Below are 25287 nucleotides of genomic sequence, written 5' to 3'. Positions count from 1 at the left end.
GCTATTTTGTTATTAAGGTTCGCTATTGATCCTAAACAAGCGCCGCACTGAAGGCCAACAATCGTTTAGCGGAGAGACTACACGCTCACCAATTCCACTCACTGCGCGCCACCGCATCATGGGCATGCAGGCTTTCAGCATGCCCAACCTTGAGCTGAAACCCTGACACCTCCGGCGCTTGCCGTAGTGCTTTATCCAGCCGCCTTGCCGCGTCTTCACAGAACATCAGGTTTTGTCCATTGGCGAGGGCAAAGGCCTGTTCATCGATACGTTTTACCGCAGTTTGCAGCGCGGTACCGAGTGCTCGCTCAATACGGTCAATCGAGTTTTCAATAGAATCCGCGAGGGGCCATTCTCCGTTTTCGCTTTCAGATAACCGCAAACTGCATTCGACACTGCTGCGCTGACTATGGGGCGTTGCGAGTATCCCTTCTTCGCTACCTAGCCACGCAGATACCGCAGATTTGGTTAACGGGATTTCCGCAAAATCTTCCTCAAAGGCCTGCTGAATCAGCTGCCTTGCCAGCGCCGCCGAGCAGGGGCAGGTGGACGAATACCCCACTGTAAGGTCGAGTTCAGCCTGAAAGCCAGCGGGCGTTAATTGGCAGCGCAAGGTGAAGGGGTAACTTTTCCACCCGGCTAAAGGGCTGATCAAGGCTTGCCGCTTAAGCGGAAGCTCGCCTTCGATGCTTAGATAAGCATGCTGCGATAAGCCATCTTGGCTGGTTAAAAATGCATTCAATACGCCCTTAACCACTGGAAGTGTCAGCGGTGCTTCTTCAAGCGGTGCCAGCGCCAAATACAGCCGGGACATATGGATCCCCCGTGCATCAGCGTCATCCAGGCTAACCCCTGCATTGAGCTTGCCCGTCACACTGCGGCTGCCTAGTCGGATGGGGAGTGCGATGCCCTCCATGCCCACCCAGGTCAACGCGGCCGGAGAGCGGGCGGTTTGGCTGGCTACATCAGGCAGGGTTAAAACAGTCATTGGGCTACCTCTTGGGATGCGTGAAAAAAGCGGTACAACTCAGCCACTGTTTCCGGCGTCACGTTTTGGGTAATAAATACAAAGTGAGATACACGGTCTCCCACGCTGTTCTTGGGCAGCGGCGCGGGCGGATGAAAAATATGTTGCACTCCGTGCAGTGCGAGCGGCGTATCCCGGTCAGTAAGATGAACAATGGCTTTAATGCGCAGCATTTTATCGCCCATTAGCGACATCAAAGTATCCAGCCAATTCTCCAGCACCTCAGGCTCAACAAGCTCGTTAACACTAAAGCAGAACGATTTAATGTTGTCGCTGTGGGGGGAACCTTCGGGCTGATAAGAACCGAGCGGCGCGCCGGTGAGCAGCCTGGGTGTTAAAGGATCTGATTGATGCACGGCGTAACTGCCGGCTTTGAGCCACTTCTCGACCTGATACTCCTGGGAGTCCTTGTGAGCGTCGTTGTCCGTGCCGGCATAAGGGGCATGGCGGGCCAGCCCTGCCCCCACTAACAAGTCCGCCGAAAGTTCGCCGTTGATTACCTGCCACTGCTCAGCCGCTGGGTTGAGTCGAGCCAGTCGATTAGCCAACTGGGAAACCGTCTCCTCGCTGGCCAGGTCAGTTTTGGTGATTAATAGCTTTTCGGCCACCGCCACCTGCTGCTGCGACTCCCGGTGTGCATCAAGAGTCCCCATGCCGTTCGCCGCATCGACGCAGCAAACCACACTATCCAGCTTAAAGCGGTGCGCCAGCCAGTGATCCGTCATCAATAGTTGCAACAGCGAGGCAGGCGACGCCAGCCCGGTGGTCTCGATCACGACCCGAGACGGTAGGGCTTTGTCTTGGGCCTCCAGATCTTCCAATGCTTGTTGTAGCGTGCGACTAAGGTCACCCCGTAACGTGCAGCACAAACAACCGCTGCTCATTTCGATCACCGCTTGCTCATCGCTTTGGGTAATCAGCTGGTGATCCAACCCGATGGCGCCAAACTCGTTGATCACCACCAGGGTATTGCCCATGGAGGTTTGGTGTACCCAGCGGTTGAGTAGCGTGGTTTTTCCACTGCCGAGGAAACCGGTCAGTACATTGATCGGGATTAATGGTGGCTCCCGCATAACGGCTCACTCCCACCTGGCTTTACGATAGTGGTGTTCTTTACTCTCCTGACGCTCTTTGGCCTCAATGCATAGTTTCGCTGTAGGCCTAAAAAACAGCCTTGGGAGCCCGATAGGTTCGCCGGTCTCTTCGCAGTAACCGTACTCGCCGTTCTCAATTCTTTTTAATGCCGCCTCAATGTTGCTAAGCAAGCGGCTTTCCCGATCGGCTTGGCGAAGAGCTAGACGCAGCTCCTCTTCAAACGAGGCTTGATCCGCTTCATCGCTATCTCGCTCAGGGGAGGCAATTGCAGTCTTGATCTCCTTTAAGTGCACCTCAAGTTCACTTCGCTCGGCGAGTAGGAGATGACGAAAGAACTGCAGCTGTTCATCGTTCATATAGTCACTGTTGGGCATGGCTAATAGCTTGGCTTCCCATGCTTTTTCAGATGACTCATTCTCCCAGTCAACGTTGACCGCCTTTTCATCCGTACTTTGGTTACTCATATGTTGCACATTCATACTTTGGTTACCCATTCATTGTTCTCGCGATATTGACCTGATCAAGACATAACCGCACTCGTCGATGATCGTTCCCAGTGGTCGAGATAGCTGCTGAGATAGCGGCTATTAAGCAGGTTCAATGGTCATGAGTAGTCGTTTGCTACCGTTTTCCAGCGCAGGGCTTCTATGCACCAGGCCCAACTCTTCGCAGCCTACCCAGCCGCTTCCTTTGATTAACGCTATGTCCCCCGGCGAAAGTCGTTGAATAGCGCTGGTATCGGTTGCGATATCAGGTCGCTCGGGGTGCGGCGCGCCCAGACCCTCGCGGTTAATGGCGTGCTCGGGCAGCCATTCGCTGCCCGGGCCGACATAGGTAGTCACCATGCGCACGGGGAGGTTATCGCAGTGAAAGCGCGGGCACATGGCGCTATTGAGCAGGCGCAGGCGAATGCCGACGGTTTGGGTGTCAAACAGAAAGGCGATGGCTTCGGCAATCGTCGCCATATCCTCAATCAGCGGGGAAGCCGCGTCCGGGGCGGGCATGTGACGGCGCAGGTCGGCGATGAAGGCTTCATCAGGGTGACCAAGCCAGCTATATTGCCAGGCACGATCCGTTTGGCACTGCGCCTGGGCGCTACAGGCAATATCGGCGGGCAGCGGGCGCTGGAAGATCGCGATGTTGATGGCGTCTTCAAAAATACACGGCAACACGCTGATGTCGTGATCCCTGGCGGCATGGTCTGGCAACGCCAATTGAGCGGCAGGTACTGCAGACATAAGCGAAGACATAAATGACTCCATAAGCGATGTTAATGAACTAACGGGGTATACGGCAAAAGAGGTTGCCACTGCTTCCATCGCGCTATTTACCTGAATGAAAGGACGCAGGCTGGAGACGCTGACGCAACAAGCGCCAGCTTTGGGTCACGACCGTGGCCAGGGTGAACAGCACAGCGGCTAGCGTGACAATCGTCGGGCCGGTCGGAGTGTCCATCACATAAGCGGTTCTCAGCCCTGCCGTCACCGCCAGCATGGCGATCCCTGCGGCCAGAATCGCCATAGCTTCTGGCGTGCGGCAAAAAGGCCGGGCGGTGGCCGCCGGGATGATCAACAAGGCCGCTATCAGCAGCACGCCCACTACTTTCAGCGCCACGGCGACGACCACCGCGAGTGCCAAGGTGAGCACCAGCTGTTCGCGCCGAGGTTGGATGCCGCTGGCATAGGCAAGCTCGTCGCTCAACGTGGCGGTCAATAACGATGACCAACGCCAGAAAAGCAGCGTCAGCACCACCAATACGCCGCCGCCGATAATCCAGAGATCGGTTTTGCCGACGGCCAGAATATCGCCAAACAGATAGGCACTCAGGTCGAGGCGCACCCCGGCAAGAAACGACACCGCCACCAGGCCGATGGCCAGGGCCGAGTGCGCCATTACTCCGAGCAAGGTATCCATGGCATAGCCACGCCCACTGAGCATTGACACACAGCTTGCCATCACCAGGGCGACCGTCAGTACGCCTAAGAAGATGGAGACGTCCAATAACAGCGCTAACGCCACGCCTAGAATGGCGGCGTGGGCAGTCGCATCGCCGAAGTAGGCCATGCGCCGCCACACTACGAAACAGCCCAGGGGGGCGGCGGCCATGGCCACCAGCACACCGGCGATCATCGCCCGCCACATAAAATCATCCAGCATTGGCGGCCTCCTGATGATGGTGGCGGTAGAGGGCTAAGGTCTGGGCGGTCTGATCGCCAAACAGCGCCTGATAGTCCGGTGATGAGGCCACTTGCTCGGGCTTGCCCTCGCAACAGATAACGCGATTCAGGCACAGCACGTGGTCAGCGGTACGCATAACGACGTGGAGGTCGTGGCTGACCATCAACACGGCGCATCCATAGGTGCGGCGCACGGTTTCGATATGCTGGTAGAATTCTGCGGTGCCTCGGTGGTCGAGCCCTTGTGTCGCCTCATCAAGAATCAGAATGTCAGGCCTTGTCAGCAGCGCCCGGGCCAGCAGCACGCGCTGAAACTGGCCGCCCGATAGCTGGCTCATCGCCGCATTGATCAAAGCCTCGGCACCGGCATCTTCCAGCGCCTTTTGCACACTGCGATGGGGATGGCAACGCGGCAAGTTGATAAAGCGCTTAACCGTCATGGGCAGGGTAGGATCCAGGTGCAGCCGTTGGGGCACATAACCGATACGCTGCTGCGGGGCGATAGTCACCTGGCCCGACGTGGGCCTTACCGCACCGATCAGCGTTTTCACCAGCGTGGATTTCCCCGAGCCATTGGGGCCAATCAGGGTCACCACCTGCTCTCGATATAAATCGAGACTGATATTCTCAAGGATATGCTGCCCGCCAAAGCGCACGTTCAAGTGGCGAACGTTCAGAATCGCATCGCTATCAGTAGGCTGAGCAAGCCGCATAATCGAAGGTCGTCTTTTGTGCATTTGTTATGTTATAACATATGCTTCAAGCATAGGCGAGTATCGATGCCGATGGTCGAACCGAGAAAGGTCATATTTGATGATGAGGAGAACCTTAATGCATAACCGTTTAGCTCGTTTGTCTTGGCCGCTGTTAGCAGCCTTCCCGCTGGTTGCCACCGCAGACGTTCCGCGTGTGGCGGTGGATATTCCACCCGTGTATTCGCTGGTCGCCAAGGTGATGGGGGAGCGCGGCGATCCTGAGCTGTTTATTCAGCCCGGTGCCTCGCCGCATGGTTATTCGCTACGGCCTTCTGAAGCACAATCGATCAATGATGCGGATCTGGTGGTATGGGTAAGCGACGCGCTGACGCCCTGGCTATCAGGCCCCATTGACAACCTGGCGGGTGATGCACACCACCTTGAGCTAATGGATGTGCCTGGCATCACCACATTGGAATACCGCGAAGGCGCGACCTTTGCGCTCAACGCTGGGGATGAACACGGTCACGGGCACCATGATCATGATCATGATCATGAGCATGATCACGGCGATCACGAACACCACCGCCATGAAGACAGCCATGACGAAAGTGGGCATGATCATGACCACCACGGCCATGATCACAGCCATACAGGCATAAATCCCCATGCCTGGCTGGATCCTGCCAATGCCCGCCGTTGGCTGGATACCATCGCCGAGCAGCTAAGTGAGATCGACCCTGATAACGCCGCGTATTATCGCGACAACGCCGCCCAGGGCAAGAAGGACTTAACCAGCCTTCAGGAGACTCTTCAAGACCGTTTAGCCAACAGCGCCGACACACGCTTTATTGTTTTCCATGATGCTTACCAGTATTTCGAGGAGGCCTTTAACGTGCACGCGGCAGGCGCCATTTCCATCGGCGACGCATCGTCACCCAGCCCGGCACGTATAGAGGAACTGCAAACGCTGGTGAATGACGAAAATATCCAGTGCGTGTTCAGTGAACCCCAGTTCAATCCGCAGATGGTCAATAATGTCTTTGGCGATACGTCCGCTTATATCGGCGTCATGGATCCCTTGGGCGTGGGTCTGACGCTGGATGCAGGCCTTTACGATGCGCTACTGGAACAGCTGGCTAATGAGATTGCGCGCTGCACCGATGCCTAAACAGCTTTTTTCTTAAACAGCTTTCCAAGTTGATAAAGGTCGTGCATATACCTATCAAACTTTGAAACAAGCAGCGACATAAAGATAAAAGCATAAATAACCAGCATGATGATCAGGGGGTCGTTAAGCCAGGCCAGAAAAGGAGTCGATATCGGATAGCTAATCGTGTAGACAGTCATGGCCGCTAATAGCTGAACCAGAAAACAATTAACAATCACCAGGGTAATCAACGCTGCTCGTATATTCACATTCGGCAGCGTTGTTTTCCAAAACGGCAAGTGGCGTACTTTTATGCGGTTTCTCTCCGCTCCTTCTCTAACGCCGTTAAAACTCAATCTTTTTTTACGCCGCAGTAAGGGGATTGCATAGCTGCCTGCCTCCTCTTCAGAAAACGCTGCCAAGGCGATATCCCGATTGAATTCAGGGCCCAAGGCATTGGCCGCCACTTGATCGAAATCTCCCCATGCATGGTTTTGTTGGGCGGTTTTAGCTTGGTCAGAAAGCGTTTTTAAGCGGCTTTTATCGGCCTTCGACAACTTCTTATCATTGCCGACGTTTATATTGTAATGAATTTCGTACACCTGATATAAAGCAACGGTCACACCCACAAAAATTATAAAAAAGACAATGTATATCAACATATTAACAGGCACCTCATAAACAAAACCGAATCAGCTAGGCGAAAAATAGTTTTGTTAGCCTTAAAACTAACCTAAGGACTATGCCTGCACACATCTGACAAGTACAGGCTCAGAAAGCCTCAAAAAAGCCGGATCAGATGGCTAAAAGTGGGTTTCCTGCCCCGCAGCTTACATTAAACTAAGGAGATGAGGACTCCTAGCCATTCATTACTCAGCCGTCACCATCGCCCTACCCACAGAATCAGCACCAGCAGTGACGAAACCACGTTAGAAACTGGCACTACTAACCGGGGGCCGCTAATACCTAATAACGGCGGCCAAAGAAGCCAGCAAGCCACCTGAGTGGTCATATTGCCCAGTGCAATCATCGCCGCCGGGCGCGCCTGGCCTAATGATTGGAACCAGGTAGCGGTGATCACCAAAGTTCCATAAGCCCTTGTTAGCTCGATTCACATCAGGCGTTGGGTTACTATCAGTTGGTTATTATCATTTTTATATAACGATTATTTTTTTAAAATCATTGCTACCTATGCAAAAGCACTCACCCATACGTCAGCTTTAAGCGGCACTGTTGGTAACCCTATGAGCCACCCACTACTTCCCCTCAATCCGCTCAGAGCGTTTGAGGTAGCCGCCCGTCTTCGCAGCCTTACCCGCGCTGCGGATGAGCTGCATGTATCGCAAGTGGCGGTTAGCCGCCAAGTCAAAGTGTTAGAGGACTACCTTGGCGTAGCGCTGTTCACCCGCCTGCACCGTGGCATTGAGCTCACTCAAGAGGGTGCCGAGCTTTACGCTGGGGTTAAAAATGCCTTCCGGGAACTCGAAAACGCGTCGCGCAAAGTGTCACGTCGCAATCAGCGCGACGTGCTTTCTATTCAGTCCTACACCACATTTTCGCAGCGCTGGTTGATCCCCAGGCTAGCCGATTTTCATAATAAAAATCCGTTGCTTGAGGTTAAGCTCTCATCCTCCTTAAAACCTGTCGACTTCCCCACCCAAAGCGTTGATGCCGCCATTCGCTCCGGGCATGGCGATTGGCCAGGCTTACACGCCGAGAAACTAGTCGATATTGAGCTTATCCCGATAGTCTCAGCCGCCTTATGGGAAACCGAAAAGTTAGCCAAAAACGATGTCGCCAAGGTACGCCTGCTACACTCTATGGCGCGCCCAGACGATTGGAAGACATGGCTGGCGGAAAGCGGTCTATCGGTCGCCGATGCAGAATCTGGCATGAAGTTCGATAACTCAGCATTAGCCTATGAAGCGGCTTCCATGAATATTGGCTGCGCTATCGCGATTAAGGTATTTGTAGAGCGCCAGTTGCAGGAAGGTAGTTTTATCGCCTTGTCAGACACAGTTTGCCGCACAGGCGAGGCGTACTACCTGACATGGCCCAAAGACGCCCGCCCCTCAGATGCACTGATCAAGTTTCTTGAATGGATGAAGGCGCTAATCGGCCACCCCTTGGGCCAACCCGATTAACTAACGTTCACTGAATGGAGTGTTGCCTTCTAAGACGTTGAAAAAGCAACCAATGGAACAGCAGCAGTACCCCACAGGCAAAATACGCCAACGTAAAACCGCCAAGCTGAGTGATAATCCCCAATAACAGTGGCGCGGCAAACTGCATCGCCCGGTTAGCCATCAGGCGCACCGCCAAGGCATGGGCTCGCTGCCGTTCCGGTACTGACTCTGCGATGACCACCATGGAAAGCGGCTGAGATAGCCCCGCGCCTAGCCCTACCAGAATTGAAAACAAACAGAGCCAATAGACATTGCCCGTCACCCCCACCAGCATTAGCCCCAACGCCATAAACAGCAAGGTGAGAGACATCGTCGTGTAGCGGCCATGAAGCAGCGCGACGATGGCACTGGTAAACGGCCTGACGGCCATAGAGGCAAGCGCGCGCAGGCTAACCAACAGCCCAATGGTGGTTCCCGAAAGCGCCAAACTTTCAAGATAAACCGGGAAGTAGCTACCGTGAGCTCCCAACGCTAGCATAGCTGCTAGGGAGATAATCAACGATAGCTTCACTCCCTGAGAGGTTTTCAGCAGTTGCCATTGCTGCCCCGCGCTGACCAACAGTCCATCGCGAGGTTGATCGCTTTTTGATTTATGCCGGTTGACCATAAAAAATGACACCAGCGCCACGAACGAGGCAATAAAAGCGCCGTAGAAAGCAGCGCCAGGGCCACCCCGATAGTCGATGATCCAGCCAGCCAGCAGCGGCCCTACCATCTGACCAATCGATAAATAGGTGGTGTACCAGCCAAAGTACTTCTCCAGCGCGGAGCCTTGTCCCAGATAGGTAATCGCCGTTTGCGCTGAGATAATCATCAGCAGCTGCGCCAAGCCAATCACCAGTTGCCCTGCAATCAATCCTTGGAAGCCTGGCACCACAACCAATAACCCAGCACCGATCACCATGGCTACTGCCCCAAGCTGAAGGGTGCGCGGGCTGCCTAGCCGGGCGACCAGCGAACCAAAAGGCAGCGCCAGCAGTAGTGGTAAAACGTAGGGGGTGCTAACGATTAAGCCCAGCATTAATGGCGTTGCACCCAGCTCAATGGCTGCCAGTGGCACCGCCACTAACAGCATTGTCTGTACCAGAAAGGCGGTGCCAAGGCTTAAACAAATACAGGCAAACGCTTTTTTTACACTTCCCTTATGCACGCCCCCTTGTTGCATTGCACGCCGCCCTCCCAGTCATTAGGAAACACTCTAAGACACTGCTGATTAGTGAGCGCGCCTATACCCTTTTACCTTTTTACGGAAAACCCCGAGCGCAGGGAGTAAAAATGACAGGAACGCGATGAGTAGCAGCGTTGCGCTGATCGGATTGGTAATAAAGGTCGTCACATCACCATCTGAAATAGACAGCGCGCGACGCAGATTCGTCTCCAGCATGTCGCCCAGCACCAGCGCCAAGATGATCGGCGCCAGGGGGATCTTCGCTTTACGCAGCACATAGCCGATAACACCAAAAGTCAGCGCCACATAGACAGGGAACATGGAGCTTGTCGACGCATAAGCACCAATCAAACTAATTGAGGCCACGATAGCGGCAATCGCCGGTCGGGGAATGTCCGCCACTTTCGCCCAAAACCGTGCCCCTGCAAGGCCAATAAAGACCATAATCGGTACACTCAACCAGAGCGAAACAAACACAGTATAGGGAATTTCCGGGTTAGTGGTGAACAGCAATGGTCCCGGCTGCACCCCATGGATCATTAAAGCGCCAATCATAATGGCGGTCGTGGCTGAACCAGGAATACCTAACGCCAACAACGGCGATAAGGAGCCTGAAACCGATGCATTATTGGCCGTTTCAGATGCTGCAATACCCTCGTAGCTGCCTTTACCAAACAGCTCTGGGTGCTTTGAGAAACGCTTAGCTACCGCATAGGAGATGAAGGAACCAATTGAAGCCCCAGCACCCGGTATGACACCCACAAAATAGCCAATTAATGAGCTACGTAAAAACAGATATTTCATCTTATAAAAGGTCTTAAAGGGAACCTCTAAGATACCGCTCATGGGCTGGTTCTTTATTTTATGGCTTGCACCCGCCTCAATCATGAAGAGCACTTCTGAAAGTGCAAACAAGCCGAGCAGTACAGGTACTAACGGCAGGCCTTCAAAAAAATCGGGATGATAGCTGAAGCGTGGAACACCAGTTTGACTATCCAGCCCAACGGTGGCCAATGCCAGGCCAAGCCCCATCGCCAGGGCCCCTTTCAGCAGTGAACCGGAAGAGAAGCTCGACACCAGACTCAAGCCCAGCAAGGCAAGCGCAAAATAAGCCGATGGCCCAAAATTTAGCGCATATTCAGAAAGTGGCACGGCGGTTAAAAACAGCAGGATGGTACTGACAAAGATACCGATACCCGACGAAATAATTGAAATATTCAGCGCAATGCCGGTTTTACCCTGTTTGGTGAGCGGGTAACCATCCCACGTGGTCGCCACCGCTGCTGCGGTGCCTGGGGAGTTAAGTAAGATACCCGAAATAGCACCACCGTATTCGGCAGCGGCAAACAGCGCGACCAGCATGACGATAGAGACAAGCGGATCCATGTTATAGGTGAAAGGTATCATCAGGGCAATACCCAAGCTCGGCCCTAAGCCAGGAATAGCACCAATCAAGTAACCAATAAAAGCACCCGCGATAAGACCTACAAGCACCATGGGGTCTGAAAAGGCATTCAGCCCTATTAAAAGATTATCAATCATGTTCAAACCTCAATCAAAATAGACGCCGAGCACCAGTACAAAAATGGCGTAAATGCCTAAAGCCAATAATGGCGGCAGCGTTAGCAGTAGCGAATAACGATTCTCCCCTCCCAATTTCATTAATAAGAAAGCAAGAAGCGCAATCCCAACAATCAGCCCTAACCATTCGAGCGCTAACACAACCGCCACCATAACAATAACCGACACCAACACTTGTGCAGGTCGGTTTATCTCAACTAATGAGTCGCTTTCTTGACTGCGTTTGCTTAAAAAACTTGCAACGATTAAAAGTACTAATGAAACACCAACAAGCAGTGCCACTAATAGTGGAAATCCACTGGCACCTATACCGGGAGAGCCATAGCTAGGCAGATTAAGCGCCTCACTGGCATATAAAGCAGTCGCTATCAGCAATAAGAAATATACCGCTAATTCCAGCCATTTTTTCCGTATAACTAGTGTTTTATGCACTACTTCAGACGTCTCTGCATCAGAGCTTTCGATACTCATTGGCGACCTCCATATTTCTTATAGTTAATGATTGACGTAGCATTAAAAACGTCATCACACTTATTTTTATTAATCCTGCTTTTCTAAGTGCTGTTTTTTAAGTGCTGCATTTCGTCCAATCATGTCGCAGAGCGGCCAAAAGAGAAACTGACCATTTATCAGGCTTGACCACCGCTACTATTAGGCTGAAACACGACTAAAGGATTATCGACATAGTGGCAAATTTTATTTTCCAAACAGAACCTGCGATTTAGCACGCTGGTGGCCTTTACCACTGACCTCGGCCAACTTGTCCAGCTCGCGCTCCAGTAGGCCACCACTCATCTGCCGGGCAATAAATAGCGGGCCGCCTCGCCAACGGGGGAAGCCGTAGCCATTGACCAACGCAATATCAATATCCGCAAGCCGCTGGCACACGCCCTCATCCAGCAGCAGCAGGGCTTCGTTAATTAGGGTGAGCTCGGCACGCTGCTGGATCTCTTGCTCGCTAAACGCTTTCGGGGTGATCACCTGCTCTTCCCGGTAGCGTTCGATTATCAGGGCGACGTCAGGATCTGAGGCCGGTCGCATTGCCTCGTCATAGCGATAGTAACCACAGCCGGTTTTGCGCCCTAAACGGCCTGCTTCGCAAATCAGATCCGGTATGCCCACGTAGCGTTTCAGGTGTCGGGTATCGGCGCTTTTCTGGCGCATTTTCCAGGCGATATCCAGCCCGGACATATCCGCCACCTTGAAGGGCCCCATGGCGAAACCGTAGGCTTCCAAAGCGGCATCGATTTGCTCCAGGCTAGCGCCTTCTTCCAGCATAAACTCGCACTGGCGCCGATAGGCTGCATAGAGCCGGTTGCCCACAAACCCCCATGAATTGGCGACCACGATTGCCTTTTTCTTGAGCCGCCGCGTAACACTCATGGCAGTACTCAACGTTTGCTCGCTGGTGGTTTGGCAGCGTACGACTTCGAGCAGCGGCATACGGTCGGCAGGACTAAAAAAATGCAGCCCCAGTACGCGCTCAGGATAAGGAATATTCTCGGCAATGTGATCAATATCCAGATAGGACGTATTGCTGGCTAGAAGCGTGCTTTCGCCAACCCACTTGGCTAGATCGGCAAATAGCGAGCGCTTGATAGCCAAATCTTCAACAATGGCCTCAATGACCAAGTCTGTACCTGCAACATCGGGTAAATGCTGAGTGGGTTTCAGGCGAGTTAGCGCTTCATCGTATTGCACCTGAGTTAACCGCTGGCGTTTAACACCTTCATCCAACGCCTGGGTAATTCGCGCCACGCCTGCTTGCAGCGCTTGGTCATTTAGCTCTAGTAGGTCGACGCTATATCCTGCCATCAGCGCACAAAGGGCTATGCCGCTGCCCATGGTGCCTGCCCCCACCACCGAAATCCGTCTGATCGTTGCGGGGTCAACCGGCTGCGTGGGCACAAAGGGTTTTTCCCGCTCTGCAAAGAATAAATAACGCAATGCCTGGGCGGCGGTGCTACCGCGTAAGGCCAAAAACTGAGCACGCTCTTCGGCAATCGCGGCGCAAAAGCTTAGCTTGCCCGCCTGCATCACCATCTCAGCGGCGACCGGCGCGGCGGGCAAACCGCGGGCGCGTGCCAGCAGCTTATCGACCTGAGCCTTTAGCGCCTGCTCATCTACGGGTGGCAAGTCGCGTTCTGCTAATGGCTGCTTGCCGCCCTGGTAGCGGCTGGCGTAATCCACTACCTGCGTGTCTAGCGCCTCATCATCACTGGCGTGGAGTAGCTCATCGACTAGCCCAATCTTGTGGGCTTCAACAGCGGTAATGGGCTTGCCCGAGACAATCATCTCCAACGCCTTGGGTAGACCCACCGCCCGAGGCAATCTCTGGGTGCCACCGGCCCCCGGTATCACCCCGACCGTGACTTCGGGTAAGCCCAGCAGTGCGGTCGGTGTGGCAATTCGGCTATCGCAGGCCAGCGCCAGCTCTAGCCCACCGCCCAGGGTATGCCCGCTGACCACTGCAATCACCGGCACCGGAAAAGCGCTCAGCGCTGCGGTGACCTGGGGCAGCGTGGGCTCTGTTGGCTCATGCTCCAACTCACGCAGGTCGGCACCCGCCATTAGATTTGGGCCTTTGCCCATCAGCACCACAACGTGACTTTGCTGAGTATCGATCTTGCCCAAAGCGCTCAGGATGCCCCGGCGCACTGCATCAGTACTGCTATTCACCGGAGGGTTATCCAGAGTGATGATGGCGATCGCGCCTTCCTGGCGAAGGTGAACATGACCAGACGCCTGTGTATCAGCCATGGGCGTCACCTCCTGTTGCGCTATTCTCCAGTACGAGCACCGCATCAGCAGCCACAACCCCTTGACTTGCTGGCATCACAAACAGTGGATTGATCTCGGCCGTGGTCAGCCGATCACCTAATTCAGCCGCTAAGGCTGAGAAGGCAACCATCGCCTGGGCGAGGGCCTCAGTATCGCGGGGTGATGCTCCCCGGTAGCCATCAAGCAACGGCCAAGTGGTGAGCTCCTGCATCATTTCCCGCGCCTGCTCCAGGGTTAGGCCACCTTGCTCGGGCAATAAGCGAATCGCCGTATCCTTGAAAAGCTCCGCCGTTACGCCCCCTGCCCCCAACAAAATAGCAGTACCCAGCGCATCACGGTTAGCCCCTAGGATCAGCTCATGCCCGCCCGCGACCATAGCTTCCACCAAGAAGGTATCTGGGCGATGACTTACGTGTGCTTCAACATCACTCACCATCTGCTCAAAGCGCTCGCCGATGGTATCCGCTTTCAAGTGCAGCGCAACGCCACCAATGTCGCTTTTGTGCAGCAAATTGGCATCCATCACTTTTAGCACCACGGGCACGCCTAGCTCATTGGCCGCACGTTCCGCTTCCTCACGGGAGTGAACGACGCGGCTGGGCGGTATCTGAATACCAGCTTGGGCAAACAGGTGCTTGGCAGCGGCTTCGTCGATGGCACCAGATGTCAGAGCACTTAGGTCAGGCAGGGATACGTTTGCCGTCTCACCGCCAGTACGCAACGGCTGGCCAATAAAGTGCAATGCTTGCAGCACCGCGCTGCAGCTCTCCGGTGAGCTAAAGCCTGGTATAGAGGCGCGGTTCAAGCGCTGTAGGGTGCTGGGTGCGTAGGGGCTAACGTAGGCCAGTAGCGGCTTATTGTTGGTCGCCAAGCTATCGCTGATCGCCCCGACCACCAGGTCAGGCATTGCCAACCCGGAGGAACCAATAATCACGATCAAGGCGTCGTAGCTATCGCTTTCCAGCAGGATACGAATAGCTTGGCGCAGCAAGTCGGGCTGCAGCCCCGCCAGGGTCACATCAATGGGATTACGATCTAGTGCGGTCGGTGTATCGCCCTGCAAGGCGCGCAGTTTTTCTGCGGTAGCGTGATCAGGCGCGGGCGTATCAAAGCCGTTGACGCCGAGGCTATCGGCAATCAGCGTACCGGCGCCCCCGGTTGAGGTCAGCACCGCAACCCGACGCCCGGCCAGCTGACGGCCAGCAACGAGTACCGCGGGCACGTCCAAGAACTCGTCAAAGGTATTAACCCGGATGACCCCCAACTCACGGAAGAAGGCATCGTAAACGCGGTCTTCCCCCGCCAGGGCGCCGGTGTGGGAGCTTGCCGCGCTGGCGCCGGCTTCGGAACGGCCAATTTTAAATACTACCAGCGGCTTGCCCGCTGCCCGCGCGCGTAGTGCAACCTCACGGAAACGCGCCGGGTGACGAACGCTCTCCAGGTAGAGCGCAATCACCTTGGTGTTCGGATCATCAACCAGGTAGTCAACAAAATCGCTGACTTCCAAATCCACCTCATTACTGGTGGCAATCAGCGACGATAAACCAATGCCCCGCCCGGCGGCCCGAGAGAGGAGCGCGCCTAAAATGCCGCCACTTTGGGACACCACTGCAACACCCCCCTTGGGCAGTTCGCTAACCTCCAGCGCGCCGCTAGCGGAGAGGGGAATGCCTGCCGATAGGTTAACCAAGCCAATGGTGTTGGGGCCGAGGATGCGCATGGAACCCGCGGCTTCTTTTAGTTCGTCTTGTAGCGCCTGACCTTCCTCCCCAGCCTCTGCATAGCCACTGGCCAGCACAACCGCTGCCTGGCAGCCCATTTTGGCCAGGGAGCGCACTGCGTCGATACTGCGTTTGGCATTCAGCAGCACAAGACCTACATCGGGCGCTTCGGGCAGTGCTTCAACACTGGGGTAACAGGTTAGCCCCTGAATCTCGGTGGCTTTCGGGTTAACCGGGTAAATCGGGCCTTTAAAACCGTGCTTAAGCAAATAAGAGACTGGCAACCCGGAGGTTTTTTTAGGGTCTGCAGAGGCACCGATAACGGCAATACTTTTAGGATTTAGGAGGGCGTGGATCTGGCTCATTGTTGAGCCTCCTTCATACGATCAAGGAACGCTTGCACCGAGGCACGGTGCTCTTCGGAGGTGTAGCAGATGCCCTGGGCTTTACTGCCTTCGGCGAAGACTTGGCTTTCAGACATTTCGTAGCTTTTGTTGATAATCGATTTGGTCAGTGCCACCGCCGTGCGTGAGCCGCTGCTCATCTCATCCGCCATGGTGTGGGCGGTGCTAAGCAATTCATCAGCACTACAGCGCTGATCAGCAATCCCCAGCTGCAGCGCCTCATCGGCATTGACCCGTCGACCGCTAAAAATCAGCGCTTTGGCGCGTGCTAGCCCTACCCGGCGTGGCAGAAAGTACATGCCTCCGCCGTCTGGAATCAACCCGCGGGCAATATAGGCCCAGGTGAAGTGGGCATAGTCAGAGGCAATCACAAAGTCGCAGGAGAGCGCTAAATCCGCCCCCAAACCAGCGGCCGCGCCGTTCACCGCTGCCACTGTGGGAATGGGTAAGTTAAGTAATAGACTCGCCGCATAGTGAACGCCCTGCTGGCGTTCCCAGCCATTAAAACCAACGGTGGCGGGATCGGCTTCCATGCGGGTTTTCATACCGGCGATATCGCCACCCGCGCAGAATCCTTTGCCGTTGCCAGTCAGCACCAAGGCACGCACCGAGCGATCCGTACGAATATTGACTAAATGGGCAACTAACTCCGCGCGCATGACATCGCTCATAGCATTGCGCTTATCGGGTCGGTTTAGTGTTAGCAGCGCAATGCCGTTATCGATGGAATAAGTAACTAACGAATCTTGCGTCATCACAACGTCCTCTCATACATTATTGTCGGCAATGGAGTGAAACAAAAAAACGATACTATTAGTTTGTCGATAACAACAGTCACTTTCCATTGACCATACATAAGGAGCTGCCCATTAAATTGTTATGGCAACCATAAAATATAAAAAAAGGGTTTATTTAAAGATACAGAAAGGTATAAAAAAGTGCGACGAAGACATATTCGCCGCACTTTTTATTACTACATTTAATCGCTATCTTTATCTAACTCTGCTTGAGCGATGCCACTAATGCGGTAGGCAAACTCAGTATACTCTTCGGGCCCCATCCAGGAGTCAGTTACCCCAGCGCTACGAGCGTAGGCTTGGTAATGCTCGGCTTTCATCGCTTCGTGGAACGCATCGGCAATTTGCTGCTGGGTTTCCATTGGAATGCCTGCTGGCCCAAAGATACCCCTTACCTGTACCCAGCTTGAGTCAACGTCGTAGCCTTGTTCTTCAAAAGTGGCCACGTCAGGGAGGCTATCCAGCCTGTCTTCCCCATGCACTCCAAGCCCTTGCAAACGTCCCGCATCAAAATACGCTTGGGCGCCACTCAAGTTAGACATGCCTACATCAATGTGGCCGCCTAATACGGCTGCCACAATGTCGGGAGTGGAATTAAATGGCACCCACTCAAACTCGACACCAGCTTCCTGTTCTAGCATGGTCAGGCCGATATGCTGCGTGGAGCCCTGGGGGCCAAACCCGCCCACGGTAACTTTTCCATCGCGATGTTTGGCTTCGTTAATCAACGCATCCAGATCACTTAGCTCGGAGTCGACCCGCGTCCAAATCAAGTTGGGATCAGCCTGTGCAGAGGCAATCCAGCTAAAGTCATCTATCGCAAACACACCCTTTAGATTTGTCAGCATGCCAGTGAAATGCGACAGGGTATTCACCCCCAATGTCAAACCATCAGGTTCTGCAGTGCGCACTCGCGTCATCTGGCTAGCACCGCCGCCGCCCGGGGAATTCACCACCGCAATCGACTGGCCTATCAGGGGCTCCAATGATTCCGCTAGTGTGCGCATAAACACATCGGAAGAACCACCCGCCTTGGTATGCATAATCACGCGAACGGTGTCCTGGGGCCATTCACCTTCATTGGCGGTTGCCATGGAGCCCGTTACCATCATCGATATGGCTGCAGCACTTACCAACACCTTAGATATTACGTTTCTTTTTTTAGCAAACATGGGCATGCACCTCTTTTTATAGCTATTTTTATAGCGTCATTAAAAAAACAATTTCCAAATCTATTTCCACCCACTGAGCGCCGTTAATTCATAACGCTCAGTTAGCAAAATTAAAAACCATCAACTCCCAAACCTACTGATCTAACTCAGCCTTAGCCACCTCACTAATTCGTGATGCAAATTCGGTGTATGCTTCAGGCCCCATTCAAGAGTCCGTAATGCCTGCATTACGGGCATAGGTTTGATAATGCTCACTCTTCATGGCTTCATGAAAGGCATCAGCAATTTGTTGCTGCGTTTCTAGAGGAATGCCCGCTGGCCCAAATACCCCCCTAACCTGTACCCAGCTGGTATCCACATCAATGCCTTTTTCCGCAAAAGTGGGTACATCTGGCAGGTTTGTTAGCCGCTCATCGGCAATAACGCCGAGCCCTTGAATCCGTTCTGCATCAAAAAAAGTGTTTAAAGCACTCAGATTTGATACACCTACATCCACATGTCCACCCATCACCGCAGCAATAATATCGGGCGTACCGTTATAGGCGATCCACTCAAAATCCACATCCGTAGCACTTTCCAGCATCGAAATAGCAATATTTTGTGTTGAACCTTGGGGGCCAAACCCGCCTACGCTAACTTTTTTGTTGCCCTCTTTTGCTCTCTCAATCAATGATTCAATACTACTTATTTCAGATTGATGCTTCGTAAACACTATATGGACATCTTCTTGCGCAGAAGCAATCCAGGAAAAATCATCCAGAGCAAAAACGCCGTTTAAGTTTGTCAGCATTCCGGTAAAGTGAGATAGCGTATTAATACCGAGTGTTAAACCATCTGGATCTGCACTCTTTAGGCGCGACATTTGCGTAGCGCCACCACCGCCAGGAGAGTTAATAACCACAATCGGCTGGCCAATTTGAGGCTCTAACGACTCAGCCAGGGTTCTTATGAAAACATCTGCTGAACCGCCCGCCTGAGTATGCATAATGAAACTGACAGCCCCCTGCGGCCAACTATCATCACTTGCACTTAACGTTGCAAATGGCAAAGACAATGATATAAAAGCGGCGCCCGCCATTAATTTACGGCAAGCATTTAGCTTGTAACTCATATTAAGCACCTCGTTATTTATAATTGTGATAACCACTTTACTGATACTGGCATAGCCCCACGTTATCGACCACCAACGATATATTGGGTATTGGTTAACTTATTGTCTGTTACTTTTAAGGGCACCGAGAGAATCCAGCAATGGAGCAGAACCTGGTAGCTCATTGCTTGCCATCACAATCTCTTGGAAAGACTGAGCGGTGGTGGGTGAAAGCATGCCGCTGACTAATTCCTGATATTTCTCAAATAGCTCAGCGTCACTCATAGGATCCTCGGGATCACCTTTGCGGGTCTCCTGTAAATATTGATAGGTCTTACCATCAACGGTCGTGACGATAATATTGGCCATCCGCTGCCGGGGGTATCGGGCCGCAATATCCGCACGCTCCGCAACACTCACCTTGGGCATTAATGCTCGGATGCGGGCATCTTCCAGTACGGGGGGCTCAAAGGCTTGCAGCCTGACCTTGCCCAGCACCAAGAAAGCAGCAATACAGTATTGAATACTGAAACGCGCCTCTTGGGCAGTTGAAGGCGTCGGACGATGGCACATCGAATAGGTCGCGCCATACCCTTCGATATGAATGGATTCAATGGCTTCCGGAGTGATGGGTACGCTGGCTTGCAGTGCTTTCAAGCCATCCAGCGCGGGGAAAATATGCCCGCAGCAGCCATGGTTTTTGACCGTCATGCGGGTAATCGGCGTCCAGTCGCCGATGCCTTCCAGCGCCATCGCCCAGTCGCCAGTGGAATCGCTGGTGGCAGCTGCAAACCCATTGCTGGCATGCAGGCTATCTAGCGATGCGGTTACACCCTTTGTCGCGGCGATGCCCGCCATCAGCCCCGCATCGGCGGCATGGCCGGCGTGCAGCGGTTTCGCCATACCTTCACCCTGTAAGTTCTGCTGGTGCCCCCCAGCAAAACTACTGGCCAGAGCAATGGCATGGGCGATTTGTCCTGGGGTGGCACCCAGCAGCATAGCTGTTGATACCGCAGCGCCCATGGTGCCCACCGTGGCGGAGGTGTGCCAGAAGCGGTAGTGGCTGGGCTGGATAGCGAGCGCAATGCGGCAACCCACTTCATAGCCCCCGACAATGGCGCGCTGGAGCTGCTCGCGCGGGGCCTGGATGTCCTGCGCGACCGCGAGAGCCGCCGCAATCGTTGAGCTACCGGGGTGGTAGCCACCATCCTTGAAGATGTCATCAAACTCGACGGTGTGGCTCGCCGTAGCATTCAGCAAAGCCGCATAGCGGGGTGAGCCAACACGCCCATCCACATAACACACCGCTTTGCCCTCACCTCGGGTGGCGGCAAAGGCATCCGCCAGCAGTGTGGCGGGCGCTTGACGACACCCCGGCAGCGTGGTGGCAAACCAATCCAAAAGCGCCCGGCGGGTGGCCCAGTCAATATAAGCGGTTAAGGGTCTCTGACACCAGTCATACGCAGCTTGAGCGAGGCGTTCAATAGGGCGAAGTGTGGCGTTGTTCAAGATCGTTCTCCTGTGTCACTCGCTACCCTAGCGCTCGCCTCTAAAGGCCCGGCGATTGCCCCAGCCGCCATCAGCGCGGCTAGATCCTGCTGTGAATAGCCTAAGCTCATCAGCACTTCGGTGGTTTGCGCGCCGACTTTTTGCGGTGGCGAGGTAATACCGCGGGTGCCTTCAGACATACAAAACGCTGATACAGGCACAGTGAGCTCTTTTTCAATGCCTGGGTTATCAATGCCTGAACTTAGCGGCTGGGCGTGTAAAACACCCCGTGACTGCACATGGGGATCGGCCAGCGTCTCTTCTAAGCGCCTAATCCGTGAGGCAGGAATCCGGCGTTTTTGCAAAAAGGTTTCCCAGTAGTCGGCGGTCATCGTGCTAATAATCTCGGCGATCACCTGGGCTTCCTCAGCGTGGCTATCAAGGCGTTGATTATTATTCTGTTTAATCATGTCTTCCCGACCCAGGGCCGTCCATAAGCGCTTTTGCTGGGTCAAGTTGGAGGCGGCAATCATTAACGGCTGGTCTGAAGCGTGGTAGCAGCCAATGGTGGCAAAGGGAAAGGTATTGCCTTTAGGTTCAGGTGGTTTGCCACTCCACTTAAACGCCGTTAAGTAGGGGCTAGACAGCATCAGCGCCGTATCTGACATCGACACATCCACAAACTGCCCTTTGCCACCGTTGCGCTCGCGCTGAAACAGCGCCGTTGCAATGGCAAAAGCGGCGGTAGTGCCGGTGGCATAATCCACCACCGGCGCGCCACTTTTGAGCGGGCCAGTATGCTGATCACCGGTCATCGCCATCATACCGGAGTAGGCTTGGATAACATTATCGTAGGCAGTCAGCTCCCGGCGTGGGCCGGTGCTACCAAACGCCGAAATGGAACAGTAAATCAGCTTGGAATTGAGCGCTTTAAGCGCTTCATAGCCCAGCCCGAGCTTTTCTAACGCCCCTGGTCGGTAGTTTTCGACAAACACATCTGCGGTGGCGAGTAACTTCTTTAGCGCCTCACGCCCGGCGGTGTTTTTAAAGTCGATTGCTACCGCTTTTTTGTTGCTGGCTTGGGACATAAAAGCGGTGCCCAACCCCTGGTCATTCAGCGCTCGATCCGCCCCTTGCATACGCGCTTGATCGGGATCGCTGGGGGACTCCACCTTGATCACATCGGCGCCCAACACCGCCATTTGGTAGGTAGCAAAAGGGCCAGCCAATACGTGGGTAGCATCAATAACGCGGATATTTTCAAACGGGGAAGACATAACGACCTCAGCGCACTTATTCATTGTTGTTGACCGGCAGCGATATCTCGCCAATCTGCCGTTAATTAACAATGCAGAAATAAACTCCCTGTGTGCACTGACGAAACGTCAGGGGATGCTTAACAAATGGTTGTTACGCCCCCCAGATGTTACTCACCACCTGGAGTCATGGATTTGTATGCAGCCATCATTCGCTAAAAGGCCCCAGGAAACGTGTTTCACTGACCTTCGTGATGGAAGGGTCATCTAATGCGATAAAGCGCAGTTCGATGGGATGGCTAGGTTGTGAAAGATTGTCCGCATCGGTGGTGAGTGCTAGACGCAGGCTGCGTGTTTCAAAAGCCGCCACCTCTAAGGTATCCACTCCCTGCAGACGAAGCCCTGGCAACCCCGCGGCTGATACCGCGTAATGATGTGTTTGGCCATCTTGATTGCGCAGTGTCACGTTGTAGTAATTGATAATGCGACCCTCTGCCGTGCTTTCAAACAGCGCCTGACGGTCGCGGACAATCTCTACATCAATGGGCACCCGGGCGTTCAAGAAACCGACTAACAGCACCACCATGGAGAATAACGCCGCCGTATAAGCCAACAGCTGGGGGCGCCAGAAACGGGTCGCTTTACCTTCCAGAGCACGCTCGGTGGTGTAACGAATCAGGCCAAGCGGTTTATCGATCCGCGCCATAACGCTGTCGCAGGCATCGATACACGCCGCGCAGCCAATACACTCGTATTGCAGCCCATCGCGAATATCTATTCCGGTAGGGCATACCTGAACGCAGAGCTCACAGTCGATACAGTCACCGATCTGAGTTGCCTCAACGCCCTTTTGAGGAGAGTTCCGACGCGGCTCGCCGCGGGAGGCATCGTAGGAAACAATCAGCGTATTGGCGTCGAACATCGCCGACTGGAAGCGCGCATAGGGGCACATATGCAGGCAAACCTGATGGCGAAGCCAACCGGCATTCAAGTAGGTAAACAGGGTAAAGAAACCGATCCAGAACAGCGCCAAAGGGTGCATATCCAGAGTAAACATATCCACTATTAACGCTCTTATCGGCGTGAAGTAACCAACGAAGGCTATTCCCGTTGCCAACGCAATCAGCAGCCAAGCCGCATGTTTGGCGGTTTTGCGCCATAGCGTATCCAGTCTACCTGTCGCTTTATCACGCCGAATGCGCCGGTGCCGCGGCCCCTCCAGGCGATGCTCGAACCAGATAAACAGAAACGTCCACACGCTTTGCGGGCAACTGTAGCCACACCACACTCGCCCAGCCACTACCGTGATCAAAAACAACCCAAAAGCGCACAGCACCAGAATCCAGGTGAGCAAGATAAAGTCCTGTGGATAAAACGTCGCCGCAAACAGGTGGAACTCTTGGGCAGAGAGGTCAAACCACACCAGCGGCCGATCACCCCAATTGATCCACGGCAAGCCGAAATAGAGCGCCATCAACAGCCAGTTAGAAAAGCGCCGGATACGCTGAAAAAAACCGCTTATTTCTCGCACATAAATATGTCCGAGCTTCGGTGGCTTGCTACTGGGAGACTGAGAATTGGGCGACTTAGACGGAGGCGTATGGTGTTCAACCGCCGCCTCGTTAGTCATGTCTTGCAGTGGAATGCGTTGCGTCATACCGATACCCAAAAAAGAAAGAATGGAGGTTTATGCGGTCGAGGGGCGTCGCGGGGTAGATGATTAAGCATTTGTTAGAAGGCGCGACTTTTAAGTTAGCCGCTACTATGCTCATACAGGGATGGCACAAACAGATGCAGTTTTAGAGAAATAAGGCGTATCAGTTAGCACTAGCCTCTCACACCGCTGCTTTCTGATATGCTGTTTATTACTATATTTGAGTCTGTTTTACGCTTCGCACATGCGGCACAGTGGTGCTTTCTATAAGCAGAGATCCGCGCTGTGCCAGCTAACACTGTGATGGAGCATTCGGGCGTTTTAATCAATACACCGACGGTTTATCCCATGAAACGCTACGAACAGTTTGCCGATGAGATAGCGACGCTGATTCGCCAAGGTGTGCTTGGCCCAGGGGAACGAATCCCCTCGGTGCGCCAGGCTAGCCGCCATCACGGCATTAGCCCTTCTACGGTGTTCCAGGCTTACTATTTACTTGAGAACCGTGGGCTTATCACTGCAAGGGCACGCTCGGGGTATTTTGTGCGTGAACACGCCCGGCGCCTGCTGGACGAACCGCGTGTAACGCTGCAGCCCACCGACCCAGCAGAGGTAGAAGTCAGCGAGTTGGTGTTCTCGGTGCTTGGCTCGCTTCAAGATGACCGAACGGTGCCCTTTGGATCGGCCTTTCCCAGTCCTGAGCTGTTTCCGCTTTCGCGCTTGAGTATCAGTATGACGCGGGGGTTACGGGCGCTTTCGCCCCAACAGGTGGTGGCTGACATGACCACCGGGCATACCGATCTGTGTCGGCAGATTGCCCTGCGCTACATGCTGGGCGGCATTCAACTGCCGATGGAAGAGCTGGTGATTACCAACGGCGCGATGGAGGGCCTTAATCTAGCCCTGCAGTGCGTTACCGAGCCAGGCGACCTGGTGGCGATCGAGTCCCCAGCGTTTTATGCCAGCCTGCAAGTGTTGGAGCGCTTGAAACTGCGCGCGGTGGAGATACCCGTTCACCCACGGGAGGGTATCGACCTGGAGGTACTGGCAGAGCGACTAGGGACGCTTCCGATCAAAGCCTGCTGGTTTATGAGCCATCTGCAAAACCCAATCGGCGCCAGCCTGAGTAAAGGGCGCAAACAAGCGCTTTATCAGCTGCTAAAACAGCACCAAGTGCCGATGCTAGAGGATGATGTGTATGCCGAGCTGTATTTTGGCAGCACGCCGCCCGTGCCCGTAAAAGCCTTCGATGATGAGGGTCTGGTCATCCACTGCAGCTCTTTCTCAAAGTGCTTAGCGCCGGGCTACCGGGTGGGCTGGGTAGCGGGCGGTCGCTATGCTCAGGCCATCTCGCGGCTAAAACTAATGACGACGATCTCGCCTTCCGTGCCCGCTCAGGCGGCCATCGCTGACTATTTGCAGCATGGCGGTTATGACCGTCATTTGCGTAAGCTCCGCCATGCTCTGGAAGCCCAACAAGGCAACATGCTGGCAGCGGCGGATCGCTACTTTCCTGCCAATACTCGCATCACCCGTCCTGCGGGCGGCTACTTTTTATGGGTGGAGTTTCCCGAGCAGGTAGATTCGCTGCGGCTATTCAATACGGCGCTCGACCATGGCGTTAGCTTAGCGCCGGGCCCGATCTTTTCCGCGACCCAGCAGTTTCGACACTGCGTGCGCCTGAGTTACGGCCACCCCTGGACACCTAGCAGTGAGCGCGGCATGGAAACACTAGGCAGGTTATTAAGCCTCTTTTAGCGGGTATTCCAAACGCCATCTCCTTTCGACTGATCCGGTTTTTTAGTTAAAAACTGAGCCTGTTATGCAGCACAGCAATCGCTAAAC

At 54.1% G+C, this 25287-nt stretch carries 22 protein-coding genes; 3 read left to right on the top strand and 19 right to left on the bottom strand.

Going from position 1 to position 25287, the window contains the following annotated elements; translation table 11 throughout:
- Window positions 1-85: 85 nt before the first annotated feature.
- The 6 genes from folE2 to ACW17M_RS14985 all read right to left on the bottom strand — a co-directional run bounded on the left by folE2 (window position 86) and on the right by ACW17M_RS14985 (window position 5012).
- Window positions 86-988, bottom strand: a complete 903-nt coding sequence (folE2, locus tag ACW17M_RS15010) for a GTP cyclohydrolase FolE2 (RefSeq protein ID WP_342584285.1) — start codon at window positions 986-988, stop codon at window positions 86-88.
- The gene (locus ACW17M_RS15005; protein WP_342584284.1) at window positions 985-2100 is read right to left on the bottom strand and encodes a CobW family GTP-binding protein; all 1116 of its coding nucleotides are present in this window, start codon (window positions 2098-2100) and stop codon (window positions 985-987) included. The genes folE2 and ACW17M_RS15005 overlap by 4 nt, the downstream gene beginning before the upstream one ends.
- 6 nt (window positions 2101-2106) lie before the next feature.
- Window positions 2107-2586, bottom strand: coding sequence for an RNA polymerase-binding protein DksA (dksA, locus tag ACW17M_RS15000; RefSeq protein WP_425348461.1), 480 nt, complete (start codon window positions 2584-2586; stop codon window positions 2107-2109).
- A 123-nt stretch (window positions 2587-2709) separates the two neighbouring features.
- A complete protein-coding gene (locus ACW17M_RS14995; RefSeq protein WP_342584283.1) occupies window positions 2710-3372 on the bottom strand; it encodes a DUF1826 domain-containing protein in 663 nt (220 codons plus the stop codon).
- 73 nt (window positions 3373-3445) lie between these two features.
- Window positions 3446-4279: a metal ABC transporter permease gene (locus ACW17M_RS14990; RefSeq protein ID WP_457547722.1), complete on the bottom strand. Its 834-nt coding sequence runs from the start codon at window positions 4277-4279 to the stop codon at window positions 3446-3448.
- Window positions 4269-5012, bottom strand: a complete 744-nt coding sequence (locus ACW17M_RS14985; RefSeq protein ID WP_342584281.1) for a metal ABC transporter ATP-binding protein — start codon at window positions 5010-5012, stop codon at window positions 4269-4271. The genes ACW17M_RS14990 and ACW17M_RS14985 overlap by 11 nt, the downstream gene beginning before the upstream one ends.
- Before the next feature lie 118 nt (window positions 5013-5130).
- Here ACW17M_RS14985 and ACW17M_RS14980 point away from each other — a divergent pair, with 118 nt between their 5' ends.
- Entirely contained in the window at window positions 5131-6165 is a 1035-nt protein-coding gene (locus ACW17M_RS14980) for a zinc ABC transporter substrate-binding protein (protein WP_457547721.1), read from the top strand.
- On the opposite strand, the gene ACW17M_RS14975 is transcribed toward ACW17M_RS14980, so the two are convergent.
- Window positions 6162-6806 (bottom strand): hypothetical protein, encoded by a 645-nt coding sequence (locus tag ACW17M_RS14975; protein ID WP_342584279.1) that lies wholly within the window; start codon window positions 6804-6806, stop codon window positions 6162-6164. The genes ACW17M_RS14980 and ACW17M_RS14975 overlap by 4 nt on opposite strands.
- Window positions 6807-7024: 218 nt before the next feature.
- Window positions 7025-7225, bottom strand: coding sequence for a hypothetical protein (locus tag ACW17M_RS14970; protein ID WP_342584278.1), 201 nt, complete (start codon window positions 7223-7225; stop codon window positions 7025-7027).
- Window positions 7226-7388: 163 nt separating this feature from the next.
- On the opposite strand from ACW17M_RS14970, the gene ACW17M_RS14965 reads away from it, so the two are divergent.
- Complete coding sequence (locus tag ACW17M_RS14965; protein ID WP_342584277.1) at window positions 7389-8288, top strand: LysR substrate-binding domain-containing protein; 900 nt, start codon at window positions 7389-7391, stop codon at window positions 8286-8288.
- Window positions 8289-8295: 7 nt separating this feature from the next.
- On the opposite strand, the gene ACW17M_RS14960 is transcribed toward ACW17M_RS14965, so the two are convergent.
- The 11 genes from ACW17M_RS14960 to ccoG form a co-directional block, all read right to left on the bottom strand.
- Complete coding sequence (locus ACW17M_RS14960) at window positions 8296-9495, bottom strand: MFS transporter (protein WP_342584276.1); 1200 nt, start codon at window positions 9493-9495, stop codon at window positions 8296-8298.
- A 48-nt stretch (window positions 9496-9543) separates the two neighbouring features.
- Window positions 9544-10995 carry a tripartite tricarboxylate transporter permease gene (locus tag ACW17M_RS14955; protein WP_457547735.1) on the bottom strand — a complete coding sequence of 484 codons (1452 nt, stop codon included), beginning with the start codon at window positions 10993-10995 and terminating at the stop codon, window positions 9544-9546.
- A 54-nt stretch (window positions 10996-11049) separates the two neighbouring features.
- Window positions 11050-11550 carry a tripartite tricarboxylate transporter TctB family protein gene (locus ACW17M_RS14950; RefSeq protein ID WP_342584275.1) on the bottom strand — a complete coding sequence of 167 codons (501 nt, stop codon included), beginning with the start codon at window positions 11548-11550 and terminating at the stop codon, window positions 11050-11052.
- A 225-nt stretch (window positions 11551-11775) separates the two neighbouring features.
- Window positions 11776-13839, bottom strand: a complete 2064-nt coding sequence (locus tag ACW17M_RS14945) for a 3-hydroxyacyl-CoA dehydrogenase NAD-binding domain-containing protein (protein ID WP_342584274.1) — start codon at window positions 13837-13839, stop codon at window positions 11776-11778.
- Entirely contained in the window at window positions 13832-15946 is a 2115-nt protein-coding gene (locus ACW17M_RS14940; protein ID WP_457547720.1) for an acetate--CoA ligase family protein, read from the bottom strand. The genes ACW17M_RS14945 and ACW17M_RS14940 overlap by 8 nt, the downstream gene beginning before the upstream one ends.
- Window positions 15943-16740 carry an enoyl-CoA hydratase/isomerase family protein gene (locus tag ACW17M_RS14935; RefSeq protein ID WP_342584272.1) on the bottom strand — a complete coding sequence of 266 codons (798 nt, stop codon included), beginning with the start codon at window positions 16738-16740 and terminating at the stop codon, window positions 15943-15945. The genes ACW17M_RS14940 and ACW17M_RS14935 overlap by 4 nt, the downstream gene beginning before the upstream one ends.
- Before the next feature lie 224 nt (window positions 16741-16964).
- Window positions 16965-17876, bottom strand: a complete 912-nt coding sequence (locus ACW17M_RS14930) for a tripartite tricarboxylate transporter substrate binding protein (RefSeq protein WP_457547719.1) — start codon at window positions 17874-17876, stop codon at window positions 16965-16967.
- 283 nt (window positions 17877-18159) lie between these two features.
- Window positions 18160-19065, bottom strand: coding sequence for a Bug family tripartite tricarboxylate transporter substrate binding protein (locus tag ACW17M_RS14925; RefSeq protein ID WP_342584270.1), 906 nt, complete (start codon window positions 19063-19065; stop codon window positions 18160-18162).
- 99 nt (window positions 19066-19164) lie between these two features.
- Entirely contained in the window at window positions 19165-20553 is a 1389-nt protein-coding gene (locus tag ACW17M_RS14920) for an MmgE/PrpD family protein (RefSeq protein WP_457547718.1), read from the bottom strand.
- Window positions 20550-21809: a CaiB/BaiF CoA transferase family protein gene (locus tag ACW17M_RS14915; protein WP_342584268.1), complete on the bottom strand. Its 1260-nt coding sequence runs from the start codon at window positions 21807-21809 to the stop codon at window positions 20550-20552. The genes ACW17M_RS14920 and ACW17M_RS14915 overlap by 4 nt, the downstream gene beginning before the upstream one ends.
- A 187-nt stretch (window positions 21810-21996) precedes the next feature.
- A complete protein-coding gene (ccoG, locus tag ACW17M_RS14910; protein ID WP_342584267.1) occupies window positions 21997-23445 on the bottom strand; it encodes a cytochrome c oxidase accessory protein CcoG in 1449 nt (482 codons plus the stop codon).
- A 345-nt stretch (window positions 23446-23790) separates the two neighbouring features.
- On the opposite strand from ccoG, the gene mapR reads away from it, so the two are divergent.
- Window positions 23791-25200, top strand: coding sequence for a GntR family transcriptional regulator MpaR (mapR, locus tag ACW17M_RS14905; protein WP_141440502.1), 1410 nt, complete (start codon window positions 23791-23793; stop codon window positions 25198-25200).
- The last annotated feature ends 87 nt before the right edge of the window (window positions 25201-25287 follow it).

The sequence above is a fragment of the Vreelandella sp. 2A-K22 genome, from assembly GCF_054065485.1.
This window is presented reverse-complemented; position numbering and strand designations above follow the sequence as displayed.